Raw genomic sequence first — 15861 nt, forward strand, 5'->3', positions numbered from 1 at the left:
GCGCCGAAAACCCGGCGCGCCTGCGATGTTTACTTGACGGCGGCTTCGATACGCGCCTTGGCGTCCGCAGAAACCCAGCCGCCCCAGATATCGGCCTTGGTCTGAAGGAAGGTCTTGGCGGCAGCTGTCGCGTCGACCTGCTTGTCGGTCATATAGGCGAGGCTGGAATTGATCTCTTCCAGCGGGAACGTCGCCTTTTCAAGGATGGCGATGATCTCAGGCGCTTCCTTGGCGAAGGTGCTGTTCACGCCATAGGCCACCTCGACGGAGGGGAAGGCGCAACCGGCATCGCGTTTTCCATCGGCGCTGGTCAGTTCCTTCCAGCAGGCGTCGCTATAGGCCGGCTCCTGCAGCTGGACGAGCTTGTATTTGCCCATGATTGCCGTCGGGCTCCAGTAGTAGAACAACATCGGCTCGCCCTGGAGATAGCCGGCGGCGATTGCGGCATCGAGAGCGGTGCCGGTGCCGGGGCGGAAGTTCACATAGTTTCCTTCCAGCTTGTAGGCCTGCAGTTTTGCGGTATTGACGCCTTCGCAGGTCCAGCCCGACGGGCAATTGAGGAAGCGGCCCTTGGTGGGCTCCTCCGGGTCCTTGAACAGTTCGACGATCTTCGGATCGGAGAGCTGGTCGACGCTCTTCAGGTCCGGAGCCTTGGCTTCAATGCCTTTTGCGGCGTCGCCCTTGATCAGATATTCCGGCACGAACCAGCCCTCGGCGGCGCCAACGAAGGTCTTGCCGACCGATGTTACCTGGCCTGCTTCCGCAGCCTTGTTCCAGACGTCGGAGCGGCCGATCCATTCTTCAGCGAAGATCTGCACGTCATTGTTGGCGGTCGCCTGTTCCAGCGTCACGGAGTTTCCGGGAATGGAATCGACCTTGCAATCGTAGCCCTTGGAAAAGATTTCCTTCATGACTTCCGTGATGAAAGCGCCGCTTTCCCAGTCGATGCCGGCGAAGGTGATGGTCTTTCCGGCGCTGCAATAGCCTTCCGCCCTGGCGGCGCCTGCGGAAGCTCCCATGATGAGCGCGGTGGTGGCCAGCGCGATTTTCAGTTTTGAATTCAGCATTGCATTCCCCTTTTGGTTTGATGATTGGCAAGTTGCTGGCATGCGTTTTATGGTTTCAGCCGGGCGCTCTGGGCAGCTATTGACCCCTGAGCCCGGTCGTCATCGGTGCATTTCATATCCCGTCGAAATCGGTGGCTGCACGCTCATCGAATCAATATGGAATTCGATATTCACCTTGCAGCGATGTGCCGGAAGTTCACTATACAACTTTGAAAAATCCCTGTGGTCCGCGCTCCTCTGCGACGTTGAGTCCAGGGCGTCAGCGGCTGGCAGGTTTAGAAAAGGGCGATCTGTCGGCGCATATTGCTCACGCGAGCGATCAAATACGGCTTTGGCTTCGACATGGCAGGCGCTGCCCTTGCGCTGGGCGAGCATTTGAATATCGCCCCGACTGTTGGCGGGAGACTTGCGGCTGCCAGAGATCGAGTCGTCGCTCGCCATTATTTTCCCCTCAAGTTGTATATGTAACTTCACACATTTGCGAAAGACAAGCAAGATAGGATGTGATAATTTTGTGCTTGCGCGGATTCTGGCTGCGTTTTGTGCAGTCGCCCGATTTTTAGGAGTTTTAATGCTGCCCGCCATCGAAAGCGAGTTTTCTGTCTCGGGTGATCGCTCCTCCCTGCCGCTGTATGAGCGGGTGAAAGAACAGATCAAGGAAAAGATCGCCAGCGGGGAGTGGTTGACGAACCACAGGGTACCCTCCGAAAACGAGATGGTCGATATGCTGGGTGTCAGCCGCATGACGGCAAATCGTGCCTTGCGGGAGCTGGCAACCGAGGGGGTGATCGTTCGCGTGCAGGGGCGCGGGTCGTTTGTCGCCCCGAAAAAGCGCAGCGCCGGCATGATGGGCGTGCGTAACATCGCCGACGAGATCAAGGAGCGCGGTTCAACCCATCGGCCGAGCCTCATCCTCGCGCAGACGGAAGTTTGCGGCCCGGATCTCGCAACGGCGCTGGAGATCGCCGTGGGCGCGAAGGTTTTTCACTCCATCATCGTTCATCACGAAGATGACGTGCCGATCCAGCTCGAAGATCGCTTCGTCAATGCGGAGATTGCTCCGGATTATCTGATGCAGGATTTCAATACGCTCACGCCGAATGCCTATCTGACGGCGGCCGCGCCCATTTCCCGGACCGAGCAATTCATCGAGGCGGCGTCGCCGCAGCCCTGGGAGTGCAAATTGATGGCGATCAGTCGAAACGAGCCCTGCCTTCTTGTGCGCCGTCGAACCTGGTCATCGAGCCGTGCGGTCACGTCCGTGCGGCTTCTATATCCCGGCTCCCGATACCGGCTCGAAAGTCAGGAATAGAGGTCTGCTACGCCTGTAATGACGCCTATGCCAGCAGCCCGCGCATGATCAGTTCGAGATGAATCTTCAGAACGGCCTGCCTGTCCAGAATGCGCCGGTCGTTGAAGATCAGCCGAAACACCAATGTACCGACCATGGGCGACATCACGACTTTGGCGAGTTCGGGGGGGGTGGCCCTGAACCTTTTTTTCGCCACGCCCTCCTCGAGGATCGCATCGATGCGCGCAAAGACCGGCGCCATCAAGGTGTCATGATGCTGGTCGATGAGATCGGGGAATTTTGCGCCTTCCGCAAGGATCAGACGGAACAGCTCCCGCATCTTCTTGTTGTCGACAAGTGCGTCGAACAGAAATTCCAGTAGCAGGCGCAGCTCCTCGACGGGGTCGTCGGATGTATGCGCATAGGCCTTGAAAGCATCCTGGAATGGCTGGGAGGCGTGCTTGACCATGGCCTCGAAGAGGGCCTCCTTGGTTTCGAAATAGACGTAGACCGTCCCTTTCGTCACGCCCACCCGCTCGGCGATGTCCTCTACACGCGTTGCGGTAAATCCCCTTTTTGTAAATTCCTCGAATGCGGCATCGAGAATTTGCAACGGACGTTGTATCTTCTGCTCAGCACGTGTCAGTTTTACTTTCGCCATGGCCCCGGATTCCTTTGTTTTTCGGCGCGTGCCCTTCTGTCCGTCGCGATTGGCGGAAATGAGAGATGGTCTGCCTATAGCACCGGCGCAAAAACCGGAACGGATTTTTGCGAAGGCGCGCATGCCCTATCATGCCGGAACATTGCCGATGCGCCCGCAGGGATGTGCCGGACGAATGGGAACGATCAGTCGGGAAACTGGCTCGATACCCCGGACAGATTCCCGATCGGCGGCACAATAATTCATTGACTATTCAGTTAGTCAAATATTATAGGATGAGGCGAAGATCAAGAGGTCACCATGAAAACCATCCTTATCGCGGCGGCGCTTGGCGGCATTTTCGCCCTGTCGTCCTGCAGCAATGAAGAGCCGCCTGCGGAAAAGCCGCTGCGCACCGTCGATGTAATCGCGGCTGAAAAGAAGCCCGTCGATCGCGGCAGTGTCATAACGGGTGAAGTGAGGGCAAGGGTCCAGACGGACCTGTCTTTCCGGGTCAGCGGCAAGATCACCGAGCGGCTGGTGGATGTGGGAGCGCGGGTCAAGACCGGGCAATTGCTTGCCCGCATGGATCCTGAAGAGCAGAAGGCCGATCTCGATGTTGCGCTCGCCAACCTGCAATCTGCGGAAGCGCAGCAGACGCAGGCGCAATTGACATTCGACCGTCAGCAAAGCCTCTTCAAGACGCAGGTCACCTCGCGCTCGGCGGTCGACAAGGCCCAGGAAACCCTGCTCACCACCCAAGGAGCGGTGAGATCGGCGCAGGCGCAGCTCGATACGGCGCGCGATGCGCTCTCCTATACCGAACTTAGGGCCGATGCCGATGGTGTGATCACGGCGCGCAATGTTGAAGTCGGCCAGGTCGCGCAGGCGGCCCAGCTCGTTTTCACGCTGGCGCATGATGGGCCGCGTGATGCGGTTTTCGACGTTTATGAATCCCTCTTCCTGGAACGTGATGTCGACAATCTCGTCAATGTCAGCCTTCTCTCGGATCCGACCCGCAGCGTTGCGGCACCGGTGCGGGAGATTTCCCCGACGATCGATCCGGACAATGGGACGATCCGGGTCAAGGTAGGCCTGAACGGCGATCTCACCATGCCGCTCGGCGCCCCCGTATCCGGCCATTTCCGTTTCAGGCAGGTCGATGCCATTGAGCTTCCGTGGTCGGCGATGACATCGCAGGATGGCCGCCCGGCGGTCTGGCTGGTCGATCCGCAGTCTGCGGAAGTCGCCATGCGCCGGATCGAGGTCGCCGACTACGAAACCGGCCAATTTGTCGTCGCGGAAGGGCTTAATCCCGGCGATCTCGTGGTCACCGGCGGCACCAAGTTTCTCCGCACCGGTGAAAAGGTGGCCTATGAAAAGGGGCAGGCACAATAATGTCCAGTATATACAGAAGCTTGTTTTTGGTGGCCGTTGCGGTTGCGGTTTCCTCCTGCCAGGAAAAGCAGGAAGCAGCCGCTGAAGCCCCGCGTCCGGTTCTTTCCGTCGTCGTGGAAGAGAAGTCGGCGGATGCGCTGCGTCTGACCGGCACGGTGGAATCGCGCATTCAGACCGATCTCGGCTTTCGTGTTCTCGGCCGCATCATCGCCCGCAATGTCGATGTGGCTGATCTGGTCAAGAAAGGCGATGTCGTGGCGTCAATTGATCCGCTGGCGCTCGAGCTTGCGGTGAAGAGCGCGCAGTCCGATCTTTCCAATACGGAAGCGCAGCTTGCCAATGCGGTCACGACCGAACAGCGCCAGCGCGTCCTGGCTGAAGCCCGCAGCGGCACGGAAGCCGCGCTGGAAGAGGCCGAACAGGCGACACGCACCGCCAATGCCGCCGTCGCCAAGGCCCGCGCCAATCTCGACAAGGCCGAGGAGCAGCTTGGTTATGCGCAGCTCCATGCGGAATTTGACGGCGTGGTGACCGCCACGTCAGGCGAAATCGGCCAGGTCGTCTCGGCCGGCCAGACGGTGGTGACCATCGCCCGGCCGGAAGTGCGCGACGTGGTGGTCGATGTTCCGCAATTTGCGGCGCAGCGGCTGGAGATCGGTTCCGCCTTCGAGATCGCCCTGCAGCTCGATCCGAAAATCCGCACCACCGGCGTTGTGCGCGAGATCGCCCCGGAAGCTGAAACGGCGACGCGTACCCGCCGCACGAAAATCAGCCTGCAGGATGCGCCGCCGACATTCCGGCTGGGTTCCGTCGTCACGGCCTCGGTGCTTGCCGCATCCGAACCGCAGATCATGCTGCCTTCATCCGCCCTTCTGAAAACCGACAGTGGCTGGGGTGTCTGGATCGTTAATGCCGATACGGCAACGGTGACCTTCCGTCCCGTCACGATGGAGGGCGAGCCGACTGAGGGCGGCAGCGTGCGCATCACCGGCGGCGTCAAGCCCGGCGAGCGTGTCGCAAGCGCCGGCGTTCACAAGCTCAAGGATGGACAGGCCATCAGGATCGATCAGGAGGTCCGTCAGTGAAGAAATTCAACCTTTCCGACTGGGCGCTCGAACACCGTTCGCTTGTCTGGTACTTCATGCTGGTCTTCGTTCTTGCCGGCGTTTTTTCCTATCTCAACCTTGGTCGTGAGGAAGATCCGAATTTCACCATCAAGACGATGGTGATCAGCGCGCAATGGCCTGGCGCTTCGGCGGAGGAAGTGGCCCGGCAGGTGACCGACAGGATCGAGAAGAAGCTCGAGGAGCTCGACAATCTCGACCATCTGCGCAGCCAGACGGTGGCCGGCCGCACGACAATCTTTGTGGAACTGGTGCCGGAAACCAAGGCGCGCAATGTCGAGCCGACCTGGGTGCGGGTGCGCAACATGATCGGCGACATCAAGGGCGAGTTCCCCTCCGGCGTCGTCGGCCCCTTCTTTAATGACCGTTTCGGCGATGTCTATGGCAATATCTACGCCTTCACCAGCGATGGTCTCAGCCAGCGGCAATTGCGCGATCTGGTGGAAGACGCCCGCGCAAAGGTGCTGACTGTCGACAATATCGGCAAGGTCGATGTCATCGGCGCGCAGGACGAGACGATCTATCTGGAGTTTTCCACGCGGCAGATCGCGGCGCTCGGCATCGATCAGCAGTCGATCATCAAGACCCTGCAATCCCAGAACGCCGTCACGCAGTCCGGCTTCGTTAATGCCGGGCCCGAGCGTGTGGCGCTGCGCGTCAGCGGTCAGTTCACCTCGGAAGACAGCCTGCGGTCCATCAATCTACGGGTCAACAACCGGTTCTTCCCGCTGACGGAAGTGGCGACGATCCGGCGCGGTTATGTCGATCCGCCGTCATCGCTGTTCCGTTTTAACGGCCAGCCGGCCATTGGCCTTGCGATCGGCATGAAAACCGGCGCTAACCTGCTGCACTTCGGCGAGGCGCTGGATGCGGAGATGAAGCGCGTGGTGGCGGATCTGCCCGTTGGTGTCGATGTGCACCGCGTGTCCGATCAGCCGGCCGTGGTCGATGAGGCGGTCTCCGGCTTCACCTCGGCGCTGTTCGAGGCCATCGCCATCGTTCTCGTCATCAGCTTCATCAGCCTTGGCCTCAGGGCCGGCATGGTGGTTGCCGTTTCCATTCCGCTCGTGCTGGCGATCACCTTCGTCTACATGGAATATACCGGCATTTCCTTGCAGCGTATCTCTCTGGGCGCCCTCATCATCGCGCTCGGGCTCCTGGTCGACGATGCGATGATCGCCGTCGAGATGATGGTCGCGCGGCTTGAGGTCGGTGACGATCTCAGGAAAGCGGCGACCTATGTTTACACCTCGACCGCTTTCCCGATGCTGACCGGTACGCTGGTCACGGTTGCCGGTTTCATTCCGGTCGGTCTCAACAACAGCGCGGCGGGTGAATTCACCTTCACGCTTTTTGTGGTGATCGCCGTTTCGCTGATCGTGTCATGGATCGTCGCGGTCCTGTTCACGCCGTTGCTCGGTGTGACGATCCTGCCGAAGACGATGAAATCGCACCATGAGAAAAAGGGCCGCTTTGCCTCCGCCTTTTCGTGGCTTCTCGGCCGGGCGCTGCGCTGGCGCTGGGTGACAATTATCCTCACTATCGCGCTGTTCGGCCTTTCCGTCGGCGGCATGAGACTTGTGCAGCAGCAGTTCTTCCCGTCATCCGACCGTGTGGAGCTGATTGTTGACTGGAACCTGCCGCAGAACAGTTCCATTGCCGAAACCAACCGGCAGATGGCGCAGTTCGAGCAGGAGATGCTCGCCAAGAATCCGGATATCGACCATTGGACAACCTATGTCGGCGAAGGCGCGCCGCGTTTCATCCTGTCCTTCGACGTGCAGACGCCTGACGTCACCTTCGGCCAGACGGTCATCGTGACCAAGGGGCTGGATGTGCGCGACAAGGTGCGCGCCGAGTTGCAGGACTATCTGAACAAAACATTCATCGGCACCGACGCCTTCGTGAAACTGCTCGATATCGGTCCGCCGGTCGGAAAACCGGTACAATATCGCCTGAGCGGTCCTGACATCCAGAAGGTGCGTGAACTCGGGCAGCAATTGTCGGGCATCGTCGGCGAACACCGGCTGCTATCCAACCTGGTCATGGACTGGAACGAGCCGACACGGGTGGTCAAGGTCGATGTCATCCAGGACAAGGCCCGCCAGCTCGGCGTCTCGTCGGAAGACATCGCCAATGCCATGAACAGCATTGTCGAAGGATCCACCGTCACCCAGGTGAGAGACGATATCTACCTCGTCAACGTGGTGGCGCGGGCGCAGCTTTCGGAGCGCGGCTCCATCGAGACCTTGCAGAACCTGCAATTGCCGGCAACCAACGGCAAGGCCGTGCCGCTCTCGGCGATTGCCAATTTCCGCTACGAGCTGGAGCAGCCGACCATCTGGCGTCGTGACAGGATTCCGACGGTCACCGTCAAGGCTGCCATTATCGGCCCGACCCAGCCGGCCACGATCGTGGAGCAGCTGAAGCCGAAACTGGAGGCTTTCGAGAAGACGCTTCCCGTCGGTTACAGGTTGGAAGTCGGCGGCTCTGTGGAGTCCAGCGCGGATTCCCAGGCTCCGATCGTCGCCGTGGTGCCCATGATGCTGTTTGCGATGGCGACGATCCTGATGGTTCAGCTGCAAAGCTTCAGCCGGCTCTTCCTGGTCTTCGCCGTCGCGCCCACTGCCTTGATAGGCGTCGTGGTGGCGTTGCTCTTCTCCAATGCGCCGATGGGCTTTGTCGCCATTCTCGGCGTGCTGGCGCTGATCGGCATCCTGATCCGCAACTCGGTCATCCTCGTCGTGCAGATCGAGCATCTGAGAAGCGAAGGGGTCTCGGCATGGCGTGCCGTCATCGAGGCGACCGAGCACCGCATGCGGCCGATCATGCTGACGGCGGCGGCGGCCACGCTTGCCCTCATCCCCATATCGAGGGAAATCTTCTGGGGTCCAATGGCCTATGCGATGATGGGCGGCATCGTGGTTGGCACGGCGCTTACCCTGCTTTTCCTGCCGGCGCTCTATGTCGCGTGGTTCCGCATTCCGCGTGAGGATGACAAGCCGGAGGCAGCGGAAATCAAGGCGTAATATCTGACGCGGGGCGAGGGTGCGGTGATACCGCACCCTCGCCCCAACAAAAATATCCGCCGTCGTTGTTCCCATGGGCAGGATAATGTTAGGAAGGTCGGCTTGGCCGCGAGAGCGGCGGCCGTCCTTTTGCGTTTGGACGGTTGTCTGGTTTTGCGTTGATATTGCGAACATATTGAGAATGCGGAGGGTTTAAAGATGGGCGGGTTGTCGGATTGGCTAGCAGATGCGCAGCCGATCAATCGCAAGAATGCCGCAGAAGCGGTGTTCGATGATATCCGTTCCGCCATCACCTCGGGGCAGCTTGCGGTCGGCACCCGGCTGCCTTCCGAAGCCGATCTGGCAGCACGATACGGCGTCAGCCGGCCGATCATTCGCGAAGCGCTGCGGTCGCTCCAGACCCTGGGGCTGACGCAGACCCGCACCGGAAGCGGCACCTATGTGATGACGCCGACGCCGCCTTCCGAATTGAATTACGGCGCCTATTCCGCCCGCGATCTGATCGAGGCCCGCCCTTTCATCGAGGTGCCGGCGGCCGGTTGGGCGGCGTTGAGGCGCACCGATGCGCAGCTGGAAATCCTGCTTGATCTCTGCGACCGGATGGAAGCCGAAGAAAGGCCGCATCCCTGGGTGCTGCTGGATGGGCAATTCCATTGCGCCATTGCGGAAGCTTCGGCCAACAGGCTGTTCGCCAAAGTGGTGGCCGACGCCCGCGAGGCCTTATCCCAGCAATCCGAGATGGTGAACCTGATGGCCGGCCGCCGCGTCGCCTCGAATTTCGAGCACCGCCGGATCGTAGAGGCGATCCGGCGGGGCTCGGCACCCGAGGCGCGCGAGGCGATGGAGCTTCACCTTGGGCAGGTGAAGCAGGTGGTGACGACAATCATTGGCGAAGATCGGCTTCGCCAGCCGTGACGGCGGGCAAGTTCGCCAGGTGCCGCGGGCTCAGCGCCTGCTGCAATTGTGCGTCTGTCAGATAACCGCGTTCCAGAACCACCTGCGGCACGGTGCGGCCGCTGGCAAGCGCCTCCTTTGCCACTTCCGTCGCCGCATAATAACCGATCAGCGGGTTGAGCGCGGTGGCGAGACCGATGGATTCTTCCACGCGCTGCGCCATGATCGCCGGATTGGCGACGATACCCTCGACGCAGCGTTCCGCCAGCGTACGGCAGGCGGCGCTGAGCTGGCTGATGCTCTGCGACAAGGCTCGCACGATGATCGGCTCGAAGGCGTTCAGCTGCAATTGCCCGGCTTCAGCGGCCATGGTGATGGTGATGTCGTTGCCGATCACCGCATAAGCCACCTGATTGACCACTTCGGGAATGACCGGGTTGATCTTGCCGGGCATGATGCTGGAACCCGCCTGAACGGAGGGCAGGGTGATTTCGCCGATCCCGGCGCGCGGGCCGGAAGAGAGCAGGCGAAGATCGTTGCAGGTTTTCGACAGCTTGACGGCAACGCGTTTCAGCACGCCGGAGAGATGCACGAAAGCGCCGGGGTCCTGCGTTGCCTCGATGAGGTCTGCCGCCGTCACCAGCGGTCGTCCGGTCAGCTGCGCCAGGTGCTGGCAGGCCAGCTCGGCATAACCGCGCGGCGCATTCAGCCCGGTGCCGATGGCGGTGGCGCCGAGGTTGATCTCGTGCAGCAATGCCGCGGATTCGATCAGGCGGGCCTGATCTTCGCCGAGCATTACCACGAAAGTGCGGAATTCCTGGCCGAGCGTCATCGGCACGGCGTCCTGCAATTGCGTGCGGCCGATCTTGATGAAGCCGGCAAACTCCTGCGCCTTGCGGTCGAAAGCGTCCTTCAATACGCCCATGGAAGCCGCCAGATCGTCGATGGCCTCGATCAGCCCGACATTGATCGCCGTCGGATAGGCGTCGTTGGTCGACTGGCTGAGATTAACGTGGTCATTGGGGTGAAGTCGGGCATAATCGCCCTTGTCGTGGCCAAGCAGTTCCAACGCGCGGTTGGCGATGACCTCATTGGCGTTCATGTTGGTGGAAGTGCCGGCGCCGCCCTGGATTTCATCCACCACGAACTGCTCACGCAGTGCGCCGGCGCGGATTTCGCGGCAGGCCGCGGCGATGGCTTCCATACGTTCGGCGTCGAGCAGGCCGAGCTCATGATTTGCGCGTGCCGCCGCCTCCTTCACATAGGCCAGTCCCCTGACGAGATAGGGGTTGTGGCCAATGGTCACCCCGGTGATCTTGAAGTTCTCCACCGCGCGTGCCGTATGCACGCCCCAATAGACATCCGCCGGAATTTCCTTCGTCCCGAGCAAATCATGCTCCCTGCGCGTCACGCTCACTTCTTCCTCCAATGGCTTTTTAAGCGTTGCTATATCTGTAAAGCTGTCTTACAGATTTTTTGACCTTAATTGGGGTGGAGGAGAAGGTCAATCATGTCAAATACGCTTGACGAACGGCATTATCTGCCATTATGAGGGGCAAAATCTGTCATGCAGCTTTACAGCGCATGAGCATGCATGCTGGCCATATTCCAGCGCGGACTGTGCCAGTTTCATTTTCATTTCCGGCTTATCGCCGACTGCAAGCACTTTATCGGGAGGATAAATATCCATGCATTCTGGGAAAACGGCATCCGCCGAACGCGAGGTCTTCATCGAAGAGGATCTCGGTTACCACAAGGCCCTCAAGCCGCGCCAGATTCAGATGATCGCCATTGGCGGCGCCATCGGCACCGGGCTTTTCCTCGGTGCAGGCGGGCGTCTGGCGCAGGCAGGCCCGGCGCTGGTCTTCGTTTATGCGCTTTGCGGCTTTTTCGCGTTTCTGGTGTTGCGGGCGCTTGGCGAGCTGATCATGCATCGTCCGAGCTCCGGTTCTTTCGTCTCCTACGCCCGCGAATTCTACGGCGAGAAGCTGGCCTTCGCGGCTGGCTGGATGTACTGGCTGAACTGGGCCATGACCTCGGTGGCGGATGTGACCGCCGTCGCACTCTACATGAACTTCTTCAAGCAATATGTTCCGTGGCTGGCGGGCATCGACCAGTGGGTTTTTGCTATGACGGCCCTTCTGGTCGTACTGGCGATGAACATGCTGTCGGTGAAGGTGTTCGGCGAACTTGAATTCTGGTTCAGCCTGATCAAGGTGCTGGCGCTTGCGATCTTCCTCGTGGTCGGCATTTATTTCGTCATTTTCGGCACCCCCATCGAAGGCCACGTCACCGGCTTCAGCATCATCACCGACAATGGCGGTTTCTTCCCGAACGGCATTTTGCCAGCCTTCGTCATCATTCAAGGCGTCGTCTTCGCCTATGCCTCGATCGAGCTGATCGGCACGGCGGCAGGTGAAACCGAAGACCCGCGCAAGGTCATGCCGCGCGCCATCCGCGCCGTGGTCCTGCGCCTCGTGGTCTTTTATGTCGGTTCGGTGCTGCTGTTTTCGCTGCTTCTGCCCTACACCGCCTACAAGGCTGGCGAGAGCCCCTTCGTGACCTTCTTCGGTTCGATCGGCGTCCAGGGCGCTGACGTGATCATGAATCTCGTCGTCTTGACCGCCGTGTTGTCCTCGCTGAATGCGGGCCTCTATTCCACCGGCCGCATCCTGCATTCGATGGCGGTTTCCGGCTCGGCGCCGGCAGCACTTGCGAAGATGAACAAGAATGGCGTGCCCTATGGCGGCATTGCGGTCACGGCCGTCGTCACCGTTCTCGGTGTGGCGCTGAATGCAGTCGTTCCCTCCTCCGCCTTCGAGATCGCCCTCAACCTGTCGGCGCTCGGCATCATCTGCGCATGGGCGGTCATCGTCCTGTGCCAGCTGAAACTCTGGCAGCTCTCCCGCCGCGGTGAGCTTGTGCGTCCGGATTTCCGCATGTTCGGTGCGCCCTATACCGGCATTCTCACGCTCATCTTCCTGTTCGGCGTATTGGTGCTGATGGCCTTCGACTATCCTGTGGGTTCCTGGACCATCGCCTCGCTGCTGGTCATCATCCCGGCGCTCGTCATCGGCTGGTATCTGCTGCGCGACCGCATCTATCGTCTGGCTGCCGAGCGTGCGGGAGCATCGCAGTGAGCGGGCAGGGCACTATGCCTCTGGTGGCGGTCATCGCCACCGGCGGCACCATCGCCAGCCGGCGTGGTGCGGATGGCGTGAGCACGCCCAGCCTTTCGGGTGAGGACCTGCTGGCGCTGGTGCCGCAGATAAACGCCCGGCTGAAGCCCGTCGATCTGATGGCGAAGGATTCTTCCAGCCTGACATTGGCTGACATGCAGCGCATCAGCGATGCGGTGGGTATGGAGCTTGATGATCCCGCCGTTGCCGGCATCGTGGTTCTGCATGGCACCGACGCCATGGAAGAATCCTCGCTGCTCGTGCATTTGCAGCGGGCCATCAAAAAGCCGGTGGTCTTCACCGGCGCACAGTTTACGGCAGACCATCGGGATGCGGATGGGCCGACAAATCTGGCCCGGGCGATAGAAACAGCGCTTGATCAGGCGAATGCCGAAAAAGGCGTGCTCCTGTCCTTCGGCGGCCGCTGTCTGCCGGCCTGGGGGCTTTATAAGCTGAGTGCGGATGCAGCCGACGCTTTCCGCTCGGCGCGACCGATGATTGAGGCCGCCGCGCCGCATCTCGTCGCGCCCGTCGATGAGATCAGGATCGATATCGTCGCCATCTATCCCGGCTGCGACGCAACCCATATCGACGCGAGTATCGCGGCAGGTGCCGATGGCATCGTGCTTGCCGCGCTTGGTTCCGGCAACGCCAATCCGCGTATCGCCGAAGCCGTGAAGCGCTGCGCCGAGCGCGGTATTCCCGTCATCGTTTCCAGCCGTGTGCCGGAAGGACGCCTCGTGGCAAGTTACGGCGGCGGCGGCGGCGGGCATGATCTTGTCGCGGCCGGTGCCGTGCATTCATCCACGCTTCGCCCGGGCCAGGCCCGCATCCTGCTGGCGGCGCTGCTGGCCGGCAAAAGCCCTGCGGAAACCATCGTGTCCGCCTTTGGCGAGCCGCTTCCTCATTAAGAAGCGGCGGGTGCCCGCGTCAGCGGGCGCCGAAATTCCTATAGGATTCCTATTTTATTCCATCTGCGGCCGTCTCGAACCTTTATGCGGTTCGGGTGCATTCTTCCCGGCGTGAAGGGATGGTGTTCCCTTCTCAGCCAGAAAGAATGAAAAGCGACGTCCCACATGACGGCGCTTTTCTTCCTGTCCGGCTCCCAGATGAAAAAGGAGTCCCATCGATGATGGATGTTGTTTTGATCGGCGCGGCGGCGGTGTTTTTCGCTCTCTGCTTTGCCTATACGCGCGCCTGCGACCGGCTTTAGACGGAGGCTGCGATGACATTCGACTATATCTTGGGCGGTGCCGTCACCGTCTTTATCGCCGCCTATCTCACTTACGCTCTCATTCGCCCCGAACGCTTCTGATCGGGAAGCGGCGGCTATTGAAAGTTCAATACCATGACCCTCAATGGATGGTTTCAGATTCTGCTGTTTTGCGGAATCATTTTTGCCCTGGTGAAGCCGCTCGGCTTCTATATGGCGCGTGTCTTTAATGGCGAACGCACCCTGCTTTCGCCGGTTCTCGCACCCGTCGAGCGCGGCCTTTATGCCCTTGCCGGGACAAGCAAGCGCGAGGAACAGCACTGGACGACCTATGCGTTCTCCATGCTTCTCTTCAATCTCTTCGGTTTTGCCCTGCTTTATGCCCTGATGCGCTTTCAGGCCGTGCTGCCCTATAATCCGCAGGGGATGGCGGCCGTCGGGCCGGAATTGTCCTTCAATACGGCGGTCAGCTTCGTCACCAATACCAACTGGCAGAATTATGGCGGCGAAAGCACCATGTCCTATCTGACCCAGATGGCTGGCCTCACCGTGCAGAACTTCGTTTCCGCCGCGACAGGCATGGCAATCGCCATGGGCCTGATCCGCGCATTTTCCCGCGCTTCCGGAAAAGTCATCGGCAATTTCTGGGTGGATATGGTCCGCTCGACGCTCTACGTGCTTCTACCGCTCTGCATCGTGCTGACCCTCATCTATGTGTGGCTCGGCGTGCCTCAGACACTCGGCCCCTATGTTACTGCACAGACGCTGGAAGGCGCGCAGCAGACGATTGCGGTCGGTCCCGTGGCGTCGCAGCTGGCGATCAAGATGCTGGGCACCAATGGCGGCGGTTTCTTCAACGCCAATTCCGCGCATCCCTTCGAAAACCCCGATGCCATTTCCAACCTGATTCAGATGGTATCGATCTTCGCCATCGGCGCAGCCTTCACCAATGTCTTCGGCCGCATGGTCGGCAACCAGCGCCAGGGCTGGGCGATCCTCGCCGCCATGGGCGTGCTGTTCATCGCCGGCGTCGCCGTCACCTATTGGGCGGAAGCGGCTGGAAATCCGCTGATGCACAGTTTCGGTCTTGCCGGCGGTAATATGGAAGGCAAGGAAGTCCGTTTCGGCTTGGCGCTCTCCTCGCTGTTTGCGGTCATCACCACGGCGGCGTCCTGCGGCGCGGTCAATGCCATGCATGGCAGCTTCACGGCGCTTGGCGGTCTCATCCCCCTCATCAACATGCAGCTGGGCGAGGTCATCGTCGGCGGCGTCGGCGCGGGTTTTTACGGCATTCTTCTGTTCATCGTCATCGCCATCTTCGTGGCGGGCCTGATGGTCGGCCGCACGCCGGAATATCTCGGCAAGAAGATCGAGGCCAAGGAAATGAAGATGGCGGTTCTGGCCATTCTCTGCCTGCCGCTCGCGATGCTGGTTTTCACGGCCACGGCCACCGTTCTGCCTTCGGCCGTCGCGTCAATCGGCACGGCTGGGCCGCATGGTTTCTCCGAAATCCTCTATGCCTATACTTCGGCGGCAGCCAATAACGGTTCGGCCTTCGGTGGACTGACGGGCAATACGACCTGGTACAATATCACCCTTGGCTTTGGCATGTTGATGGGGCGTTTTCTGGTCATCATTCCAGCGCTCGCCATTGCCGGCTCGCTGGTCACCAAGAAGACGGTTCCGGCCTCTGCCGGCACCTTCCCGACCGATGGCCCGCTTTTTGTCGGCCTGCTTGTCGGCACGATCCTGATCGTCGGTGGCCTCACCTTCCTGCCTGCGCTCGCGCTTGGCCCGGTTGCCGAACATCTGGTGATGGCGGCAGGCCAACTGTTCTGAGGTGATGTCATGAATAACGACATGTCCCGGCGCATCGTCTCCGCCCGCAAAGGCGCTCCCGTCAAGGGGAGCGCCACGCCCGGCGGCTGGTGCGCCTCCAACCTCATTCTCGCGATGATGGCGGTCCTGTTCGCCGCCGTTGTCGCTCTCGAAATTATCACGGGCTGATCGACCTTTATCGGTCGCC

Annotated in this window: 14 protein-coding genes; 10 read left to right on the forward strand and 4 right to left on the reverse strand. The window is 60.4% G+C overall.

All coding sequences use genetic code 11. The features are described 5' to 3' along the window. Nucleotides 1-29: 29 nt before the first annotated feature. Nucleotides 30-1067, reverse strand: a complete 1038-nt coding sequence (locus tag N5D22_RS00850) for an ABC transporter substrate-binding protein (protein WP_279655654.1) — start codon at nucleotides 1065-1067, stop codon at nucleotides 30-32. 99 nt (nucleotides 1068-1166) lie between these two features. After that, the gene (locus tag N5D22_RS00855; protein ID WP_279655655.1) at nucleotides 1167-1508 is read right to left on the reverse strand and encodes a hypothetical protein; all 342 of its coding nucleotides are present in this window, start codon (nucleotides 1506-1508) and stop codon (nucleotides 1167-1169) included. A 130-nt stretch (nucleotides 1509-1638) separates the two neighbouring features. On the opposite strand from N5D22_RS00855, the gene hutC reads away from it, so the two are divergent. Next, complete coding sequence (hutC, locus tag N5D22_RS00860) at nucleotides 1639-2379, forward strand: histidine utilization repressor (RefSeq protein ID WP_279655656.1); 741 nt, start codon at nucleotides 1639-1641, stop codon at nucleotides 2377-2379. A 25-nt stretch (nucleotides 2380-2404) separates the two neighbouring features. On the opposite strand, the gene N5D22_RS00865 is transcribed toward hutC, so the two are convergent. Continuing rightward, nucleotides 2405-3019 carry a TetR/AcrR family transcriptional regulator gene (locus N5D22_RS00865; protein ID WP_279655657.1) on the reverse strand — a complete coding sequence of 205 codons (615 nt, stop codon included), beginning with the start codon at nucleotides 3017-3019 and terminating at the stop codon, nucleotides 2405-2407. A 300-nt stretch (nucleotides 3020-3319) separates the two neighbouring features. Between N5D22_RS00865 and N5D22_RS00870 the strand changes: the two genes are divergently transcribed. The 4 genes from N5D22_RS00870 to N5D22_RS00885 all read left to right on the forward strand — a co-directional run bounded on the left by N5D22_RS00870 (nucleotide 3320) and on the right by N5D22_RS00885 (nucleotide 9464). Beyond that, nucleotides 3320-4396, forward strand: coding sequence for an efflux RND transporter periplasmic adaptor subunit (locus N5D22_RS00870; RefSeq protein ID WP_279655658.1), 1077 nt, complete (start codon nucleotides 3320-3322; stop codon nucleotides 4394-4396). Then, nucleotides 4396-5481 carry an efflux RND transporter periplasmic adaptor subunit gene (locus N5D22_RS00875; RefSeq protein WP_279655659.1) on the forward strand — a complete coding sequence of 362 codons (1086 nt, stop codon included), beginning with the start codon at nucleotides 4396-4398 and terminating at the stop codon, nucleotides 5479-5481. Before N5D22_RS00870 ends, N5D22_RS00875 begins: the two co-directional genes overlap by 1 nt. Continuing rightward, nucleotides 5478-8549 carry an efflux RND transporter permease subunit gene (locus N5D22_RS00880; protein ID WP_279655660.1) on the forward strand — a complete coding sequence of 1024 codons (3072 nt, stop codon included), beginning with the start codon at nucleotides 5478-5480 and terminating at the stop codon, nucleotides 8547-8549. The genes N5D22_RS00875 and N5D22_RS00880 overlap by 4 nt, the downstream gene beginning before the upstream one ends. 198 nt (nucleotides 8550-8747) lie before the next feature. Then, the gene (locus tag N5D22_RS00885; RefSeq protein WP_279655661.1) at nucleotides 8748-9464 is read left to right on the forward strand and encodes a FadR/GntR family transcriptional regulator; all 717 of its coding nucleotides are present in this window, start codon (nucleotides 8748-8750) and stop codon (nucleotides 9462-9464) included. Here N5D22_RS00885 and N5D22_RS00890 read toward each other — a convergent pair. Continuing rightward, entirely contained in the window at nucleotides 9433-10860 is a 1428-nt protein-coding gene (locus tag N5D22_RS00890; RefSeq protein ID WP_279655662.1) for an aspartate ammonia-lyase, read from the reverse strand. The genes N5D22_RS00885 and N5D22_RS00890 overlap by 32 nt on opposite strands. Before the next feature lie 271 nt (nucleotides 10861-11131). Between N5D22_RS00890 and N5D22_RS00895 the strand changes: the two genes are divergently transcribed. The 5 genes from N5D22_RS00895 (at nucleotide 11132) to N5D22_RS00915 (ending at nucleotide 15842) form a co-directional block, all read left to right on the forward strand. Further along, the gene (locus N5D22_RS00895) at nucleotides 11132-12583 is read left to right on the forward strand and encodes an amino acid permease (RefSeq protein ID WP_279655663.1); all 1452 of its coding nucleotides are present in this window, start codon (nucleotides 11132-11134) and stop codon (nucleotides 12581-12583) included. Then, the gene (locus N5D22_RS00900; RefSeq protein WP_279655664.1) at nucleotides 12580-13533 is read left to right on the forward strand and encodes an asparaginase; all 954 of its coding nucleotides are present in this window, start codon (nucleotides 12580-12582) and stop codon (nucleotides 13531-13533) included. The genes N5D22_RS00895 and N5D22_RS00900 overlap by 4 nt, the downstream gene beginning before the upstream one ends. Nucleotides 13534-13847: 314 nt before the next feature. Beyond that, the gene (gene kdpF, locus N5D22_RS00905; RefSeq protein ID WP_279655665.1) at nucleotides 13848-13937 is read left to right on the forward strand and encodes a K(+)-transporting ATPase subunit F; all 90 of its coding nucleotides are present in this window, start codon (nucleotides 13848-13850) and stop codon (nucleotides 13935-13937) included. Between the two features lie 33 nt (nucleotides 13938-13970). Then, entirely contained in the window at nucleotides 13971-15674 is a 1704-nt protein-coding gene (kdpA, locus tag N5D22_RS00910; protein ID WP_279655666.1) for a potassium-transporting ATPase subunit KdpA, read from the forward strand. Between the two features lie 9 nt (nucleotides 15675-15683). After that, nucleotides 15684-15842: a hypothetical protein gene (locus N5D22_RS00915; RefSeq protein ID WP_279655667.1), complete on the forward strand. Its 159-nt coding sequence runs from the start codon at nucleotides 15684-15686 to the stop codon at nucleotides 15840-15842. The last annotated feature ends 19 nt before the right edge of the window (nucleotides 15843-15861 follow it).

Source organism: Agrobacterium sp. GD03872 (assembly GCF_029840625.1).
GTDB lineage: Bacteria > Pseudomonadota > Alphaproteobacteria > Rhizobiales > Rhizobiaceae > Agrobacterium > Agrobacterium fabrum_A.